General features: G+C 44.6%; 18 protein-coding genes. 15 read left to right on the forward strand and 3 right to left on the reverse strand.

The annotated features are described in order from the left end of the window. Window positions 1-99 precede the first annotated feature (99 nt). The 5 genes from ISX59_RS17550 to ISX59_RS17570 all read left to right on the forward strand — a co-directional run bounded on the left by ISX59_RS17550 (window position 100) and on the right by ISX59_RS17570 (window position 7,199). A complete protein-coding gene (locus ISX59_RS17550; RefSeq protein WP_220576111.1) occupies window positions 100-1,986 on the forward strand; it encodes a beta-galactosidase family protein in 1,887 nt (628 codons plus the stop codon). Between the two features lie 227 nt (window positions 1,987-2,213). Then, window positions 2,214-3,560, forward strand: coding sequence for an adenylosuccinate lyase (gene purB / locus ISX59_RS17555; RefSeq protein ID WP_005821980.1), 1,347 nt, complete (start codon window positions 2,214-2,216; stop codon window positions 3,558-3,560). Window positions 3,561-3,641: 81 nt separating this feature from the next. Continuing rightward, window positions 3,642-5,042, forward strand: a complete 1,401-nt coding sequence (locus ISX59_RS17560) for a pseudouridine synthase (protein WP_005782428.1) — start codon at window positions 3,642-3,644, stop codon at window positions 5,040-5,042. Window positions 5,043-5,149: 107 nt separating this feature from the next. Continuing rightward, window positions 5,150-6,553 (forward strand): asparagine--tRNA ligase, encoded by a 1,404-nt coding sequence (asnS, locus tag ISX59_RS17565; RefSeq protein ID WP_005782430.1) that lies wholly within the window; start codon window positions 5,150-5,152, stop codon window positions 6,551-6,553. Between the two features lie 157 nt (window positions 6,554-6,710). Further along, complete coding sequence (locus tag ISX59_RS17570; RefSeq protein ID WP_005782431.1) at window positions 6,711-7,199, forward strand: DUF4488 domain-containing protein; 489 nt, start codon at window positions 6,711-6,713, stop codon at window positions 7,197-7,199. An 82-nt stretch (window positions 7,200-7,281) separates the two neighbouring features. Here the strand turns inward: ISX59_RS17570 and ISX59_RS17575 are convergent, their stop codons facing one another. After that, entirely contained in the window at window positions 7,282-7,518 is a 237-nt protein-coding gene (locus ISX59_RS17575) for a hypothetical protein (protein ID WP_005811169.1), read from the reverse strand. 18 nt (window positions 7,519-7,536) lie between these two features. Between ISX59_RS17575 and rplM the strand changes: the two genes are divergently transcribed. The 4 genes from rplM (at window position 7,537) to tsf (ending at window position 10,460) form a co-directional block, all read left to right on the forward strand. Beyond that, window positions 7,537-7,998: a 50S ribosomal protein L13 gene (gene rplM / locus ISX59_RS17580; RefSeq protein WP_005782434.1), complete on the forward strand. Its 462-nt coding sequence runs from the start codon at window positions 7,537-7,539 to the stop codon at window positions 7,996-7,998. Between the two features lie 6 nt (window positions 7,999-8,004). Then, on the forward strand, window positions 8,005-8,391 hold the full coding sequence (gene rpsI / locus ISX59_RS17585; protein WP_005782436.1) for a 30S ribosomal protein S9: 387 nt from the start codon (window positions 8,005-8,007) through the stop codon (window positions 8,389-8,391). A gap of 117 nt (window positions 8,392-8,508) precedes the next feature. Then, the gene (gene rpsB, locus ISX59_RS17590; RefSeq protein WP_005782438.1) at window positions 8,509-9,345 is read left to right on the forward strand and encodes a 30S ribosomal protein S2; all 837 of its coding nucleotides are present in this window, start codon (window positions 8,509-8,511) and stop codon (window positions 9,343-9,345) included. A gap of 122 nt (window positions 9,346-9,467) precedes the next feature. Beyond that, window positions 9,468-10,460, forward strand: coding sequence for a translation elongation factor Ts (tsf, locus tag ISX59_RS17595; protein ID WP_032531434.1), 993 nt, complete (start codon window positions 9,468-9,470; stop codon window positions 10,458-10,460). Between the two features lie 136 nt (window positions 10,461-10,596). Here the strand turns inward: tsf and ISX59_RS17600 are convergent, their stop codons facing one another. Continuing rightward, entirely contained in the window at window positions 10,597-10,947 is a 351-nt protein-coding gene (locus ISX59_RS17600; protein ID WP_005782442.1) for a translation initiation factor, read from the reverse strand. Window positions 10,948-11,123: 176 nt separating this feature from the next. Between ISX59_RS17600 and ISX59_RS17605 the strand changes: the two genes are divergently transcribed. The 4 genes from ISX59_RS17605 (at window position 11,124) to ISX59_RS17620 (ending at window position 13,963) form a co-directional block, all read left to right on the forward strand. Then, complete coding sequence (locus ISX59_RS17605) at window positions 11,124-11,786, forward strand: redox-sensing transcriptional repressor Rex (RefSeq protein ID WP_005811161.1); 663 nt, start codon at window positions 11,124-11,126, stop codon at window positions 11,784-11,786. A 3-nt stretch (window positions 11,787-11,789) separates the two neighbouring features. After that, the gene (locus ISX59_RS17610; protein WP_005782444.1) at window positions 11,790-12,404 is read left to right on the forward strand and encodes a fumarylacetoacetate hydrolase family protein; all 615 of its coding nucleotides are present in this window, start codon (window positions 11,790-11,792) and stop codon (window positions 12,402-12,404) included. Between the two features lie 39 nt (window positions 12,405-12,443). Further along, window positions 12,444-12,923, forward strand: a complete 480-nt coding sequence (gene ispF / locus ISX59_RS17615; protein ID WP_005782445.1) for a 2-C-methyl-D-erythritol 2,4-cyclodiphosphate synthase — start codon at window positions 12,444-12,446, stop codon at window positions 12,921-12,923. A gap of 74 nt (window positions 12,924-12,997) precedes the next feature. Further along, complete coding sequence (locus tag ISX59_RS17620; protein ID WP_220576120.1) at window positions 12,998-13,963, forward strand: metallophosphoesterase family protein; 966 nt, start codon at window positions 12,998-13,000, stop codon at window positions 13,961-13,963. Here ISX59_RS17620 and ISX59_RS17625 read toward each other — a convergent pair. Next, window positions 13,960-14,820 carry a hypothetical protein gene (locus ISX59_RS17625; RefSeq protein WP_032536206.1) on the reverse strand — a complete coding sequence of 287 codons (861 nt, stop codon included), beginning with the start codon at window positions 14,818-14,820 and terminating at the stop codon, window positions 13,960-13,962. The two genes, ISX59_RS17620 and ISX59_RS17625, sit on opposite strands and share 4 nt — an antisense overlap. A 999-nt stretch (window positions 14,821-15,819) precedes the next feature. On the opposite strand from ISX59_RS17625, the gene mnmA reads away from it, so the two are divergent. Together mnmA and ISX59_RS17635 are read left to right on the forward strand one after the other, a co-directional pair. Further along, on the forward strand, window positions 15,820-16,908 hold the full coding sequence (gene mnmA / locus ISX59_RS17630; RefSeq protein ID WP_220576112.1) for a tRNA 2-thiouridine(34) synthase MnmA: 1,089 nt from the start codon (window positions 15,820-15,822) through the stop codon (window positions 16,906-16,908). A 23-nt stretch (window positions 16,909-16,931) separates the two neighbouring features. Then, the gene (locus ISX59_RS17635) at window positions 16,932-18,287 is read left to right on the forward strand and encodes a S8 family serine peptidase (RefSeq protein WP_005811149.1); all 1,356 of its coding nucleotides are present in this window, start codon (window positions 16,932-16,934) and stop codon (window positions 18,285-18,287) included. Window position 18,288: the final 1 nt, after the last annotated feature.

Below are 18,288 nucleotides of genomic sequence, written 5' to 3' on the forward strand. Positions count from 1 at the left end.
TTAATTCAAGTTATTTTTTATAAGAAAACGACGGGAAAGTTGGTGAAAAAGTGATTTATTTCTTTACTTTGCTTCATCAACAAACCTATTAATGCTACCATGCGAACAAAATCTATTTATTTACTTTTGCTATTGGCTATCATGCCATTATGTGCATTCTCGCAGTCAAAGTCTGCGTTTGAAATCAAAGACGGACATTTCTATCGTAATGGAAAAGTGACACCTGTTCTTTCTGGTGAAATGCACTATGCCCGTATCCCTCATCAATATTGGCGTCATCGTTTACAGATGATGAAAGGTATGGGGTTGAATACGGTTGCGACTTATGTTTTCTGGAATCTTCATGAACCGGAGCCGGGGAAGTGGGATTTTACCGGTGACAAGAATTTGGCCGAGTTTATAAAAACAGCCGGTGAAGAGGGAATGATGGTTATTTTACGCCCCGGCCCTTATGTTTGTGCCGAGTGGGAATTTGGCGGCTATCCCTGGTGGCTGCAGAATGTGAAAGGAATGGAAATCAGGAGAGATAATCCGGAGTTTCTGAAATATACAAAGGCATATATTGACCGGCTTTATAAGGAAGTGGGCGATTTGCAGTGCACAAAAGGTGGCCCGATCGTGATGGTGCAGTGTGAGAACGAGTTTGGTTCGTACGTTGCCCAACGAAAAGATATACCTTTGGAAGAGCATCGTGCTTATAATGCCAAAATTAAACAGCAATTGGCTGACGCAGGATTTAATGTACCCTTGTTTACCTCTGATGGCAGCTGGCTTTTTGAAGGCGGAGCTACACCGGGTGCCTTGCCTACAGCGAATGGCGAAAGTGATATTGAGAACTTGAAAAAGGTGGTTAATCAATATCATGATGGTAAGGGACCGTATATGGTTGCTGAGTTCTATCCGGGTTGGTTGTCGCATTGGGCGGAACCGTTTCCACAGGTGGGTGCTTCCGGAATTGCACGTCAGACCGAGAAATATCTGCAGAATGACGTATCTTTCAATTTCTATATGGTGCATGGAGGAACTAATTTCGGCTTTACAAGTGGTGCTAATTATGATAAGAAACGTGATATTCAGCCGGATCTGACCAGTTATGATTATGATGCTCCTATCAGTGAAGCTGGTTGGGTGACTCCGAAGTATGATTCAATCCGTAACGTGATCAGAAAATACGTTAAATACACGGTCCCCGAGGCTCCGGCTCCAAATCCGGTTATTGAGATCCCCTCTATCAAATTGACCAAAGTTGCTGATGTATTGGCATTCACCGAAAAGCAAAAGCCGGTGTCGGCCGATACTCCTTTGACTTTTGAGCAGTTGAATCAAGGGTATGGATATGTGTTATATACCCGTCATTTTAATCAACCTATCAGTGGAACGCTTGAGATACCGGGACTGCGTGACTATGCGGTTGTGTATGTGGATGGAGAGCAGGTAGGTGTGTTGAACCGGAATACCAAGACTTATTCAATGGAGATTGAGGTGCCGTTTAATGCTACTTTGCAGATACTGGTTGAAAATATGGGACGTATTAATTATGGTAGTGAAATTGTGCATAATACCAAGGGTATCATTAGTCCGGTCAAGATAGCGGGTAAGGAAATTACAGGTGAGTGGGATATGTATCAGTTGCCGATGAGCGAAATGCCCGACCTGGCAAAACTGAAAGCTGATGCACATGCGAATGTGCCTGCTGAGGCCGCAAAACTGAAAGGTTGTCCGGTGCTTTATGAAGGGACCTTTACGTTGGATAACGTCGGAGATACATTTATCGATATGGAAAATTGGGGAAAAGGTATCATCTTTGTAAATGGTGTCAACATCGGGCGCTATTGGAAGGTGGGACCGCAGCAAACCCTTTATATCCCGGGAGTGTGGTTGAAGAAAGGAACAAATAAGATTGTTATTTTTGAACAATTGAATGAAGTTCCTCAGGCCGAGGTGAAGACGGTGAAGACACCGGTGCTGATGAAACTGAATAATTGATGATGAATGATTGACGGACTGTGATCGACACGGAATAATAAGTGATCAACGATAAATGAGGAACGGTGAATTGCTTGCGGCAATATTATAATGCGGGCTGTTCACCGTTTGTCATAGATCACTCATCGTTATTTTAGTCTCTTTTATACAAACTTTCTCACTCCTTATGCCTTATAACTCAGGAAAAAGAGTTAATTTTGCAACCTGATAATTATCTAAACGACAATATGAAACTTGATTTACTTACGGCCATATCTCCGATTGACGGCCGATATAGAGGCAAGGCTGAAGCTTTAGCGGCATATTTTTCCGAATATGCGTTGATTAAATACCGCGTGCAGGTAGAAGTAGAGTATTTTATTACTTTGTGTGAACTTCCGTTGCCGCAACTGAAAGGAATTGATAAGAGTGTGTTCGAGTCATTACGCAATATCTATCGTAATTTTACGGAAGCCGATGCACAGCGCATTAAAGATATTGAAAGTGTGACTAATCACGATGTAAAGGCCGTAGAGTATTTCCTGAAAGAAGAGTTTGATAAGTTAGGCGGGTTGGACAAATACAAGGAATTTATCCATTTCGGACTGACCTCGCAGGATATTAACAACACTTCAATTCCTCTCTCTATCAAAGAGGCGTTGGAGCAGGTTTATTATCCGCTGATTGAGGAACTGATTGCTCAGTTGAAGACATATGCTGCCGAATGGGAAACTATTCCGATGCTTGCCAAAACTCACGGTCAGCCGGCATCTCCGACACGCTTGGGTAAAGAAGTCATGGTTTTTGTTTACCGGCTGGAACGCCAGTTGGCAACTCTGAAGGCATGTCCTGTAACAGCTAAGTTCGGTGGTGCAACCGGAAATTATAATGCACACCATGTGGCTTATCCCGAATATGATTGGAAAGCATTCGGAAATCGCTTTGTTGCAGAGAAACTGGGATTGGAACGCGAAGAATATACAACACAGATTTCAAATTATGATAACCTGTCGGCTATCTTCGATGCCATGAAACGTATTAATACGGTAATGATTGATATGAACCGTGACTTCTGGCAATATATCTCAATGGAATATTTCAAGCAGAAAATCAAGGCCGGAGAGGTAGGATCGAGCGCAATGCCGCATAAGGTGAATCCGATTGACTTTGAAAATGCGGAGGGTAACTTGGGTATGGCTAATGCTATTCTGGAACACCTCGCAGTGAAACTTCCCGTATCACGTTTGCAGCGTGACTTGACGGATTCTACCGTATTGCGTAATGTAGGTACTCCGTTCGGACATATTGTGATCGCTATCCAGAGTTCGTTGAAGGGATTGCGCAAGCTGTTGCTGAACGAGACCGCAATCTGCCGTGACCTCGATAACTGTTGGAGTGTAGTGGCTGAGGCTATTCAGACTATTCTTCGTCGTGAGGCTTACCCGCATCCGTACGAAGCCCTGAAGGCATTGACTCGTACCAATCAGGCTATTACAGAAGCTTCGATCAAGGAGTTTATCGAAGGACTGGATGTCAGTGAAGAAATAAAAAAAGAATTAAGAGTAATCACTCCCCATTCGTATACGGGAATTTAAGGGTGATTATTGTTATATATAATATAAGTGTTTGAAATCAGGCCGTGAGGCCAAAAGTTTAATTTTTATTCGAATAAGAAAATGAGCACAGAAAACGAAGAATGGCGCGAAGACTCCAAGAGCGAGAATACAGACGCCGGCCGTGATGGTAACAGAAGTTATAACAGAGAAGGTGGATACAATCGTCCTTCATACAATCGTGAAGGTGGCGACCGTCCTTATCGTCCGAGATTTAATAGTAATAGTGAAGATCGTCCGCAGCGTTCTTATGGCGACCGCCCTCAACGTCCTTCATACAACCGTGAAGGTGGTGACCGTCCTTACCGCCCGCGCTTTAACAGCGAAGGTGGTGATCGTCCGCAGCGTTCTTATGGCGACCGTCCGCAACGTCCTTCATACAACCGTGAAGGTGGCGACCGTCCTTATCGCCCGCGCTTTAACAGCGAAGGTGGTGACCGTCCGCAGCGTTCTTATGGCGACCGTCCGCAACGTCCTTCATACAACCGTGAAGGTGGCGACCGTCCTTACCGTCCGCGCTTTAACAGCGAAGGTGGCGACCGTCCGCAGCGTTCTTATGGAGACCGTCCGCAACGTCCTTCATACAATCGTGAAGGTGGCGACCGTCCTTATCGTCCGAGATTCAATAACGATAACAGATCGCAAGGGTTCTCACGTCCGGTGCGCCGTACGGGAGATTACGATCCGAATGCTAAATACAGTAAGAAGAAACAGATTGAATACAAAGAACAGTTTGTTGATCCGAATGAGCCGATTCGTCTGAATAAGTTTCTGGCCAATGCGGGAGTTTGCTCTCGTCGTGAAGCAGATGAGTTTATCACAGCAGGTGTGGTTTCTGTTAATGGCGAAGTCGTTACAGAATTGGGTACAAAGATCAAGCGTGCCGATGTGGTGAAGTTCCATGACGAAACAGTCAGTATTGAACGCAAAGTGTATGTGTTGCTGAATAAACCGAAAGATTGTGTGACTACTTCGGATGATCCTCAGGCTCGTCTGACTGTTATGGATCTGGTGAAAGGAGCTTGTGCTGAACGTATTTACCCGGTAGGACGTCTGGACCGTAACACAACAGGTGTATTGCTGCTGACCAATGACGGTGATTTGGCATCGAAGTTGACACATCCGAAATACCTGAAGAAGAAGATTTATCATGTATATCTGGACAAGAACCTGACAAAGGCGGATATGGATCAGATTGCAGCCGGTATCCAGTTGGAAGACGGCGAGATTCATGCAGATGCTATCAGCTATTCCGATGAAGTGAAACGCGATCAGGTGGGTATCGAGATCCACTCGGGAAAGAACCGTATTGTACGCCGTATATTTGAATCATTAGGCTACAAGGTGGTGAAACTCGACCGTGTATTCTTTGCCGGACTGACTAAGAAAGGATTGCGTCGCGGTGAGTGGCGTTACCTTACGGAACAGGAAGTAAACTTCCTCCGGATGGGATCTTTTGAATAATAAAGGAATTTAAAAGATGGTAGTCGGAAGCCGATAGTCTGGTGTTTGTTGTTCTCCAGCTACTGGCTTCTGACTACTATATATAATAATGTATATAAAATAGTTTTATGGAAAAGATTAGTAGAACAAAAATTGTCGACCTGATAAAGCGTGAAGATTTTGGCGCTATGGTCAATGTGAAAGGATGGGTTCGCACCCGCAGAGGTAGCAAACAAGTTAACTTTATCGCACTGAATGACGGTTCTACAATAAATAATGTGCAGGTCGTAGTCGATCTGGCAAACTTTAATGAAGAGATGCTGAAGCAAATCACTACCGGTGCTTGTCTGAGCGTGAACGGTGTGTTGACGGAGTCGGTAGGTTCCGGTCAGAAGGCTGAAGTGCAAGCTCGTGAGATTGAAGTGCTGGGTGCTTGTGACAATACATATCCGCTACAGAAGAAAGGTCACTCAATGGAGTTCTTGCGTGAGATTGCTCATTTGCGTCCACGTACCAATACTTTTGGAGCAGTATTCCGTATTCGTCATAATATGGCTATTGCCATCCATAAATTCTTTCATGAAAAGGGATTCTTCTATTTTCATACCCCCATCATTACGGGATCTGACTGTGAAGGTGCAGGACAGATGTTCCAAGTGACTACCATGAACTTGTATGACCTGAAAAAAGATGAAAACGGCTCTATCATATACGATGACGACTTCTTTGGCAAACAGGCCAGCTTGACTGTTTCTGGTCAGCTTGAAGGCGAATTGGCTGCCACTGCTCTCGGAGCCATCTATACGTTCGGTCCTACTTTCCGTGCAGAAAATTCTAACACTCCGCGCCATTTGGCCGAGTTCTGGATGATCGAACCGGAAGTGGCTTTCAATGAAATTCAGGAGAATATGGATTTAGCTGAAGAGTTCATTAAATATTGTGTGAAGTGGGCTTTGGATAACTGTGCCGACGATGTGAAGTTCCTGAACGATATGTTCGATAAGGGGCTGATAGAACGTCTGGAAGGTGTACTGAAAGAAGACTTTGTGCGTTTGCCATATACGGAAGGTATCAAGATCCTGGAAGAAGCTGTTGCCAAAGGACATAAGTTTGAGTTCCCGGTTTATTGGGGAGTTGACCTGGCTTCTGAACATGAACGTTATCTGGTGGAAGACCACTTTAAACGTCCGGTGATCTTGACCGACTATCCAAAGGAAATAAAGGCATTCTATATGAAACAGAATGAAGACGGCAAAACTGTACGCGCCATGGATGTGCTTTTCCCGAAGATCGGGGAGATTATCGGTGGTTCGGAGCGTGAGTCGGATTACAATAAGTTGATGACACGTATCGAAGAGATGCATATTCCGATGAAGGATATGTGGTGGTATCTGGATACCCGTAAGTTCGGTACTTGTCCGCACTCCGGATTCGGACTGGGATTTGAGCGCTTATTGCTCTTTGTAACCGGGATGTCTAATATCCGTGATGTAATTCCATTCCCGCGTACTCCGCGTAATGCCGATTTTTGATGAATCATACCTGAATATTCATACAAATGATAAGAAACTCGCATATTCTTTTGATTATGCGAGTTTTTTTATGTCTTAAGATTGCTTATTTTATAAAAGAAATCTTTATATTTGTGACAGACAGACGAATTAAAGTGTTAACTAAAATCGTACAGATATGAAAAAACTTTATTTTTTTACCATGCTGGCGGCAATGCTGTTTGCGGTAACGAATGTGATGGCACAAAAGGGTAACTTTAAACCTGCTAATCTGAAAGGAATCTGGCAATTGTGCCATTATGTTTCAGAGAGTCCGGATGCTCCGGGAGTGCTTAAACCGAGTAACACTTTCAAAGTGCTGAGTGATGATGGAAGAATTGTGAACTTTACGATTCGTCCGGGATCGGATGCTATTATAACCGGCTATGGCAACTATGAACAGTTGTCAGACCATACTTATGCTGAAAGTATTGAAAAGAATATTCATTTGCCGATGCTCGATAATCAGGATAACGTTCTTACTTTTGAACTTATCGATGATAAAATCTTGCATCTTAAATACTTTATAGAGAAGGACCTGAATGGCAATGAATTGAACTGCTGGTATAATGAAACCTGGAAACGCATTGAGATGCCTGATAAATTCCCGGATGATATTGTAAGATAATTCAGATTATAACAACGGATTTACGGACTGCAGGTAGCAAGCTGCCGATTATGCCTTGTGGCGTTGATTGAGTGGTGAATTGTTACTTGCAGTCTCTTTTTTTGTCTGCCGGCTGCTGTTCATAGTCGATAGCTTGGTGCTCGTTATCAATCGGATAAATCCAAAAAAAGGCAGAAATAGTTTGCCAATTCAAAGAAAAGCCGTACTTTTGCAAGCCGATTATTATCTCAAAAGGATAAGAGATTAATTCATAGCAAGTTAATCTTCCTTTGTCCGGGGAAGGTTGATAAGTGGTGAAGAAAATTTTTAGTAGTAACATTTAAAAAACAAATTAAGAGTGGATACTTTAAGTTACAAGACCATTTCTGCAAACAAGGCAACTGTAACCAAAGAATGGGTTATCGTTGATGCTACAGACCAAACATTAGGTCGTCTGGGAGCAAAAGTTGCGAAACTGTTGAGAGGAAAGTATAAACCAAACTTTACTCCTCATGTAGACTGCGGTGATAACGTTATTATCATCAATGCAGACAAAGTAAAATTAAGTGGTAATAAATGGAATGACAGAGTTTATTTGTCTTACACTGGCTATCCCGGTGGTCAGAGAGAAATGACTCCTGCTCGTTTGATTGCCAAACCTAACGGTGAAGACAGATTACTGAGAAAAGTAGTGAAGGGCATGCTTCCTAAAAACAGATTGGGAGCTAAGTTGCTGAGCAATATGTATGTATACGCTGGTAGCGAACACAAGCACGACGCTCAGAACCCGAAAGCAATTGATATAAACTCACTTAAATAAGATATAATGGAAGTAGTAAATGCATTAGGCAGACGTAAACGTGCGATTGCACGCGTATTCGTAAGCGAAGGTACAGGAAAGATTACTATTAACAAGAGAGACCTTGCAGAGTACTTTCCATCAACTATTCTTCAGTATGTTGTTAAACAACCATTGAACAAACTTGGTGTTGCTGAGAAGTATGACATTAAGGTTAATCTGTGTGGTGGTGGTTTCACTGGTCAGTCTCAGGCTTTGCGTTTAGCTATTGCCCGTGCACTGGTTAAGATCAACGCTGAAGATAAGTCAGCTCTTCGTTCGGAAGGCTTCATGACACGTGATCCGCGTTCTGTTGAACGTAAGAAACCGGGTCAGCCGAAAGCTCGTAGAAGATTCCAGTTCAGCAAGCGTTAATGGGCTGTCTGACGGAATATGTTTAGTATCTAAACTACCGGGACTCTTAAACAGGCTACCCGGCGGTTGGTTTAGAAAAAACAAAAAAGAAAGTAAACGATTTAAAGAAAAAACAAGATGTCAAGAACAAATTTTGATACATTACTGGAAGCCGGTTGCCACTTCGGACACCTTAAAAGAAAGTGGAACCCTGCAATGGCTCCTTATATTTTCATGGAACGCAATGGTATCCATATCATTGACCTCCACAAAACTGTTGCAAAAGTTGACGAAGCTGCAGAAGCTTTGAAACAGATTGCAAAATCAGGCAAGAAAGTCCTTTTTGTTGCTACTAAAAAACAAGCTAAACAGGTGGTTGCTGAAAAAGCTGCATCTGTAAACATGCCTTATGTTATCGAACGTTGGCCGGGTGGTATGTTGACTAACTTCCCTACTATCCGTAAGGCAGTGAAGAAGATGACTACAATCGACAAGCTGACAGCTGATGGTACTTACTCAAACTTGTCTAAGAGAGAAGTTCTTCAGATTTCTCGTCAGCGTGCTAAGTTGGACAAGACTTTGGGTTCTATCGCTGATCTGACTCGTCTGCCGTCTGCGCTGTTCGTTATCGACGTAATGAAAGAAAATATCGCTGTTCGCGAAGCTAACCGTTTGGGTATCCCTGTATTTGGTATCGTTGATACTAACTCAGATCCTACAAACATCGACTTCGTTATTCCGGCAAATGATGACGCTACTAAATCAGTAGAAGTTATTCTCGATGCTTGCTGCGCTGCAATGATCGAAGGTCTGGAAGAAAGAAAAGCTGAGAAGATCGATATGGAAGCTGCCGGTGAAGCTCCTGCTAACAAAGGCAAGAAGAAATCAGCTAAGGCAAGACTCGATAAATCTGACGAAGAAGCAATTAATGCAGCTAAAGCTGCTGCTTTCCTGAAGGAAGACGAAGAGGCTTAATATAATAATGTGCCAATTTGCTAATGTGCCGGTGCACCTGTAAGGGTGTTGGCATTTTGATTGGCAGATTGGCACATTTTGTTTATTCAAACGATTATTCATTTTAAAATATAAAAGATATTATGGCTGTAACAATGGCTGATATAACCAAGCTCCGTAAAATGACCGGTGCTGGTATGATGGACTGCAAGAACGCGTTGACTGAAGCTGAGGGCGATTTCGACAAAGCAATGAAGATTATTCGCGAAAAAGGACAGGCAGTTGCTGCAAAACGTTCTGACCGTGAAGCTTCTGAAGGTTGTGTTCTGGTAAAAGTTGAAAATGGCTTTGGTGCTATCATCGCTTTGAAGTGCGAAACCGACTTCGTTGCTCAGAATGCTGATTTCGTGAAACTTACTCAGGATATTCTGGACGCTGCTGTAGCTAACAAGTGCAAAACTCTGGAAGAAGTTTTGGCTCTTCCGATGGGTGACGCTACTGTTGCTCAGGCTGTAACAGACAGAAGCGGTATTACCGGTGAAAAGATGGAACTGGATGGCTACATGGTTTTGGAAGGTGCTACAATTTCTGCTTACAACCATATGAACAGAAACGGCCTTTGCACTATGGTTGCTTTCAATAAGAATGTTGACGAACAGTTGGCTAAGCAAGTGGCTATGCAGGTTGCCGCTATGAATCCGATTGCAGTTGACGAGGATGGTGTTTCTGAAGAAGTGAAGCAGAAGGAAATCGAAGTTGCCATTGAGAAGACAAAAGTTGAACAGGTACAGAAGGCTGTAGAAGCTGCTTTGAAGAAAGCTAATATCAATCCGACTCATGTGGACAGCGAAGACCACATGGAAAGCAATATGGCTAAAGGCTGGATTACAGCCGAAGATGTTGCGAAGGCAAAAGAAATCATTGCTACTGTTTCTGCTGAAAAGGCTGCAAATATGCCTGAACAAATGATTCAGAACATTGCTAAAGGACGTTTGGGCAAGTTCTTAAAGGAAGTTTGCTTGCTGAACCAGGAAGATATCATGGATGCCAAGAAGACAGTAAGAGAAGTGTTGAAAGAAGCTGATCCTGAATTGAAAGTCGTTGACTTCAAACGTTTCACTTTGAGAGCTGAATAATCTCAAGGAATCAAGTATATAGAAACGGCCGCACAGAAACTCTGTAGCGGCCGTTTTTTTGTAGCTGTCCATAATGTTGCGGTTCTCTGTTTATACAGAATCCGGGACAGTGCTTTTGTACATAAAGTGAATGGATTTATCCTCCTACTGCTTTTGTTTTCGTATACCCTTCTTTCTTCAGCAGTTCTACTATTTTTTGTTTGAAGTCTCCCTGTATGATCATCTCTCCGTCTTTGGCCGATCCGCCTACTCCGCATTTCGTCTTGAGGAGTTTTCCCAAATCTTTCAGATCGTTCTCGGTGCCGACAAAGCCGGTAATCAGGGTCACGACTTTACCGCCCCGGTTCTTCCGGTCCAACTGTACCCGTAAGTTCTGTTGTGGCGGTTCCAAGGTTACTTGCTCTTCGTCATCATCCATTTCGTAATTATAATCCGGGTTAGTGGAGTAAACCACGTTCAGCCGGTCTTTCCAATCGCTGTTCTTCATTTTTCCAGTCTATTAATTAAGCTCAAAAATAATATATTGTTCCGAACCTTGCAAACTCTTAAGTGTCCCCGGGCGTTTTTGTATGTAGAAATTATGTTAAGCTTCTATGACATCCTTATGGCATTTCGGAAAAAATAGTGTAATTTTGTCAATCGCTAATGTAAAAGCAGAATGAAGTGACTATGAATAATCAGATACAGCATAAAGACAGTACAAAGGTTCCGGAGCCTACTTTACGTAGGTTGCCTTGGTATCTTTCGAATGTAAAGTTGCTGAAGCAGAAAGGCGAACGCTATGTCTCTTCCACTCAGATATCTAAAGAAATAAACATCGATGCTTCACAGATTGCGAAAGATTTGTCGTATGTTAATATTTCCGGCCGTACTCGTGTGGGTTATGAGGTAGATGCGCTGATTGCTGTTCTGGAAGATTTTCTTGGCTTTACGAATATGCACAAGGCTTTCCTTTTCGGTGTGGGTAGTCTGGGAGGAGCGTTGCTACGTGACTCCGGTCTTAGCCATTTCGGTCTGGAGATTGTGGCAGCTTTTGATGTGAACCCGACATTGGTAGGTACTACGCTTAATGGCATTCCGATTTTCCATTCCGATGATTTTCTGGAGAAGATGAAAGAGTATGGTGTACACATCGGTGTGCTGACTGTGCCCATCGAGATTGCCCAATGCATTACGGACACGATGGTAGCCGGTGGTATTAAAGCCGTCTGGAATTTTACTCCCTTCCGTATTCGCGTCCCGGAAGATATTGTGGTGCAGAATACGTCACTTTATGCCCATCTTGCTGTCATGTTTAACCGTTTGAACTTTAATGAAACAGAATAGATCATGAAGATTATAGCTGTTGGAATGAATTATGCCCGGCACAACGAAGAGCTGGGACATACGTTGGAGAATAAAGAGCCGGTAATCTTCATGAAACCCGATTCGGCTATCCTCAAAGACGGGAAGCCTTTCTTTATTCCCGATTTCTCAAATGAAGTGCATTATGAAACCGAGCTGGTGGTACGTATCAACCGCTTGGGGAAGAATATTGCTCCGCGCTTCGCTCATCGTTACTACGATGCACTAACGGTCGGTATCGACTTCACTGCGAGGGATTTGCAGCGTCAGTTCCGTGCAGCCGGCAATCCTTGGGAGTTGTGCAAAGGTTTTGATAGTTCCGCTGCGATTGGTACATTTGTACCGGTAGAACGCTTTGCCGATGTGCAGAATCTCCGTTTTCATCTGGATATAGACGGAAACACCGTGCAGCAAGGGGATACGGCTGATATGCTGTTTAAGATAGATGATATTATTGCTTATGTCAGTCGTTTTGTGACCCTGAAAATCGGTGATTTGCTCTTTACCGGGACTCCTGTGGGAGTGGGTCCGGTCAGTGTCGGCCAGCACTTGGAGGGGTATCTTGAAGCAGAGAAGTTGCTCGATTTCTATATCCGGTAAATCCGGGAATTCCTTTATTCATCTATAAAAATAACTCTTATGAAAATAAAAGTAGGTTTTGGTTTCGACGTCCACCAACTGGTAGAAGGGCGTGAACTTTGGTTGGGGGGCATTCTTTTGGAACATGAAAAAGGGTTGTTAGGACACTCGGATGCCGATGTACTGGTACATGCTATTTGCGATGCCTTGCTGGGTGCTGCCAATATGCGCGATATCGGCTATCACTTCCCCGACAATGCCGGTGAGTATAAGAATATAGACAGCAAGATTTTATTGAAGAAAACAGTGGAACTGATCGCCACCAAGGGGTACCAAATAGGTAATATCGACGCAACGATCTGTGCGGAGCGTCCTAAGCTAAAAGCCCATATCCCTTCTATGCAGCAGGTGCTTGCCGAAGTGATGGGCATTGATGCGGATGATATCTCGATTAAAGCCACTACTACCGAGAAGCTCGGTTTTACCGGGCGGGAAGAAGGCATCTCCGCTTATGCAACCGTGCTGATCAATCGCGTGTGATTAAATTCAACTCCTAAACGTAATATAGTATGAAAAAGATTCTTGGGACCTTATTGGCCGTTTTGTTTTCTTTCATGGCAATAAATGATGGTGTTGCCCAAAGTTCCGTCTTACGATTCAATAAAGACGGTAAATTTAAAATCGTCCAGTTTACCGATGTACATTTTAAGTATGGCAACCCGGCCTCAGATATAGCCCTTGAGCGTATAGGGGAAGTGTTGGATGCCGAACATCCCGATCTCGTAATTTTCACCGGTGATGTTGTTTATTCTTCTCCTGCCGATAAAGGTATGCTCCAGGTACTTGAACAAGTGGAACGCCGTAAGCTTCCGTTCGTTGTTACTTTTGGCAACCATGATAATGAACAGGGAAAGACCCGTGCCGAACTCTATGACCTGATTCGTGGTGTACCCGGCAATTTGTTGCCCGATCGTGGCGCTTCTCCTTCGCCCGACTATGTACTGACAGTGAAATCCTCTGCCGATGCCGTAAAGGATGCCGCATTGCTCTATTGTATGGACTCACATTCTTACTCTTCACTCAAGGATGTAGACGGATATGCATGGCTGACTTTCGGTCAGATCTCGTGGTATCGTGATCAAAGCGCCGCTTATACAGCGCAGAACGGTGGTAAACCTTATCCGGCACTGGCCTTTTTCCATATTCCCCTTCCGGAGTATAATGAAGCTGCTGCCAATGAAAATGCCATTCTTCGTGGTACCCGTATGGAGAAAGCCTGCGCACCGAAATTGAATACCGGTATGTTTGCTGCCATGAAAGAGGCGGGTGATGTGATGGGTGTTTTCGTAGGACACGATCACGATAACGATTATGCTGTGATGTGGAAGAACATCCTTTTGGCCTACGGTCGTTTTACCGGTGGTAATACAGAGTACAATCATTTGCCTAATGGTGCGCGCATTATTGTGTTGAACGAAGATAGCCGTACGTTTGATACCTGGATTCGTCAGAAAGGCGGGATAGTAGATTCTACTTCCTATCCGTCCAGTTATGTAAAAGACGACTGGACAAAGCGTTAACTTACCTGACGAAACTTCACATGGCTCAAACGTGTATACTTTGAGCCGTAACTTTCGTAAGTGCGCGCTACCCTTGCCGAGGCGATGTGGACTATTTCACCCGGACGGAACTCATGTTCCAGGGCCGGGAGCTGACAAGATACAGGACTGGGTGTCTTTGAGGAAATCTTCATGATCACCAGATTTCCCGATGGGTCGGTCAGTGTCACTATCTGCCGTACAAAGAACTGAACGGCGCTTCCCACGACCCTTGTTTTATATGGATCGTCTTCAAGCCGTACCTTCACTACTTTGAGATTCAGACTCTCTAACTTTTCCCCTTCGTTACCCAGAAAGCGGCTGGCTTCGCGTTTTTGGCGTGCTTTTCGTTGCATGATGTCCAGATGCACCGAGTGGTATACTTGTGCGATTGCAACAAAACGCTCCTGTTTCGGGATTTTAGGAGTGTATTTGTAGGCTATCCAACTCAGGTAAGCCGGATCGATTTTCAGGATTTCGTGTAAATAATGTCCGTGATATCTGCCGAACGATATAATGTCGTCTCCATTGTTTTGCATTCTTTTTTCATTGTATTCCACGATCAGCAGACAGCGTCTGGAGAAGAAAAACAGCGTACTTGCCATCCGTAATGATTCGTTGATGTCGGCGGAAAGCTCGTGGATAAACAGAAGTCTGTTCTTTTCAAGTGAGGGAGAGTAAACCCAAACCGAATAGGTGGGATGTCCCGGTCTCGGCAGAACCACAAAGTAGGCTCCTGCCTCTTTGTAGGACATGCGGCCCCGGTTGTATTCATTCAGCTTGGCATACAACAGAGCTTGTTCAGCTTCGGGTATTCCCGGTAGTTTGGGGTTTGCCATATCTGAGTTTCTTATTACTCAAATATACAGATTCTTTTTGAAGAAAGCAAATGGTTTTAGCTGTTTTTTTTATTCTTCGTATTTCTTGTATCTCTTTTATTATTGCGGAAAGAGTGAAGACGATGTAATAACATTTTGGAGCTTCCCGGCAGTGACAGATGGAAATGACGGAGAAGAGGACCATTGTCTGCGCTGATTAAATGAAATTGTGATTTTGATATATTTCAGCCTGTTTTGTGTGCAAAAAGTAATGATAATGCTGTTTTTGCTAACAGCCCTTTCCTTCCGGAACTGCAAACTGGAGGGGACGGGGCGGAAGAACGGTGCTTTTGATGACGGAAAGCCGGGGTTTGGGGGTAAAAGACGGTTGGTTTTCCGGAAAAGAAGGAAGCATTTCTTCCAAAAGACGGTTACATTTTCCGAAAATGCTTATATGTTTTCCAAATATCTCTATATGTTTTTCCTAATAACTCCTATTGTGCCGGAATCTGGCCTCCGAAGTGTTTGAATCTTCTCTGGTTGTCAGTGGAAAAGAGAGCTTACTGAAGTAATAAAAAGAACCTGTATCTCTTGTTACACTGTCCTTATGTTCCGGTTTTATTTCTTTTTCTGTCTCAGGGCTTATCTCTTTCCTGATTCCCTGCTAAAAGGATAATCTCCTAACCGGAAATAAGCCGTTTTTCTCCATGAACCTTGCCGGAGCTTCGAAAAACTGAAACGTGGAGAGGTTCTGTTATCAATTTGACAAACAGACAAAAGGGGACTGTGTCAAAACTCACCACAGAGTACACAGAGATGATTTTAGGTTGTTGATTATCAATAAAAAGACTCTGTGATACTCTGTGTTACTCCGTGGTGAAAGAAGTTTCGACACATCCTCATGGTAATCGCATCGATTATACATCCTTTAGTTTTAAAGTTTGTATACTAACTTGTCCAATTGATTGTATTCTGCCGGGAATCTCGTACATTTGCATTCTTCGTAAAAAGAGAATGAATATGAAAGAATCCAATAAACGTGTTCTTGTCGGCATGAGCGGGGGAATAGACAGTACCGCCACTTGCCTGATGCTGCAAGAGCAGGGATACGAGATAGTAGGTGTCACCATGCGTGTCTGGGGCGATGAGTCGCAGGACGCCAGAGAGTTGGCGGTACGTATGGGGATAGAACATTATGTGGCCGACGAACGTGTTCCTTTTAAAGATACTATTGTCAAAAACTTTGTAGACGAGTACCGGCAGGGACGTACGCCGAACCCTTGCGTGATGTGCAATCCGTTATTTAAGTTCCGCATGTTGATAGAATGGGCTGACAAACTGGGCTGCGATTGGATAGCCACCGGACATTACTCCCGGTTGGAAGAACGGAACGGGTACATCTATATTGTTGCCGGTGATGATGAAAAGAAAGACCAGTCCTATTTCCTCTGGCGATTGGGGCAGGACGTCCTGCGACGCTGTATCTTTCCTTTGGGCAACTACACCAAGCAGACTGTGCGCGACTATCTGCGTGAGAAAGGTTACGAAGCCAAGTCGAAAGAGGGGGAAAGCATGGAAGTCTGCTTCATTAAAGGTGATTATCGGGACTTTCTTCGTGAACAGTGCCCGGAACTTGATGCGGAGATCGGTCCGGGATGGTTTGTCAGTTCCGAAGGCGTGAAGCTGGGGCAACATAGGGGTTTTCCTTATTATACCATCGGCCAGCGTAAAGGACTCGAGATCGCACTGGGCAAACCGGCTTATGTCTTGAAAATTAATCCGCAGAAGAACACTGTCATGCTGGGGGATGCCGAACAGTTGAAAGCCGGATATATGGTGGCGGAACAAGATAATATTGTGGATGAGGACGAACTGTTTTCGTGCCCGGAACTCGCAGTACGTATCCGTTACCGCAGCCGTCCGATTCCTTGCCGGGTGAAAAGGCTTGAAGACGGACGCCTTTTTGTTCGTTTTCTCGCAGAAGCCTCGGCGATTGCTCCGGGACAGTCGGCCGTGTTCTATGACGGACGGCGAGTGATAGGTGGAGCATTTATCGCTTCGCAACGCGGCATCGGATTGGTGATAGAACAAAACAAAAACTGGGAATAAATACGGAAAAATAAAAATACGAAATGAAAAAATTAGCACTTATTGCCTTAGCCTTCGTAGCCTTGGAGGCATCCGCACAACAGGATACGTTGAAGTATCGCATCAGCCTGAAAGATAAGGCTGCCACAACCTACTCACTGAAGCATCCCGAGAAGTTTCTGTCAGAAAAGGCGATTGCCCGCCGCCAACGTCAACAGTTGCCCATCGATTCGACCGATTTGCCGGTATGTCGTCAGTATGTGGATGCCATTCGCGACAAGGGAGTGAAAATCGTAGTCACCGGAAAATGGGATAATTTCGTCACCGTATCTTGCAACGACAGTACTGTGATAAGCGAAATAGCTGCGCTGCCTTTTGTGCGCGCCACGGAGAAGGTGTGGGTTGCCCCGTCGAAACCTGCTGCGGAAGATAAACGCGACTCTCTGGTGAACAGTCCGGCCAGGAGCGAAGCCTATTATGGTCCCGCTTTCCGGCAAATAGAGACCAGCAATGGAGAGAAACTGCATGAGGCCGGATTCAAGGGGCAAGGCATGACCATCGCCGTGATCGATGCCGGATACCATAACGTAGACAAGATTGATGCGATGAAGAATATCCGTATCCTGGGTACAAAGGACTTTGTCGAACCGGGAAGCGATATCTATGCCAAAGGCTCGCATGGGATGGCCGTTTTGTCTTGCATGGCAATGAACGAACCTTACGTGATGGTGGGTACGGCTCCCGAAGCTTCCTACTGGCTGCTTCGCAGTGAAGATGAAGCGTCCGAACACCTGGTAGAGCAAGACTATTGGGCGGCGGCCGTAGAGTTTGCCGATAGTGTGGGAGTGGATGTGGTGAATACTTCGCTGGGATATTTCACTTTCGATGATTCTACCAAGAACTATAAATATCGTGACCTGGACGGACACCATGCACTGATGTCCCGCCAGGCGTCGAAAATGGCAGATAAAGGAATCGTACTGGTATGCAGTGCCGGTAACTCGGGCGCCTCCTCCTGGAAGAAGATCACGGCACCGGGTGATGCGGAGAATGTGCTGACGGTAGGTGCTATCGACCGTAGAGGTGTGTTGGCTTCGTTTTCTTCTATCGGCAACACAGCCGATAATCGCGTGAAACCCGATGTGGTTGCCGTGGGACTGAACTCGGATGTGATGGGGACAAACGGTAATTTGCGCAAAGCGAGCGGAACTTCGTTTGCTTCACCGATCCTGTGCGGCATGGTGGCTTGCCTGTGGCAAGCTTGTCCGCAACTGACTGCTAAGGAAATCATCGAACTGGTGCGTCAATCCGGCGACCGGGTGGATTTTCCCGATAACATCTATGGATACGGAGTGCCCGATCTGTGGAAGGCCTATCAATCTGCTTCTAAGAAAAAATAAA

The organism is Bacteroides sp. FSHCM14E1, from assembly GCF_019633785.1.
GTDB classification, from domain to species: Bacteria; Bacteroidota; Bacteroidia; order Bacteroidales; family Bacteroidaceae; genus Bacteroides; species Bacteroides hominis.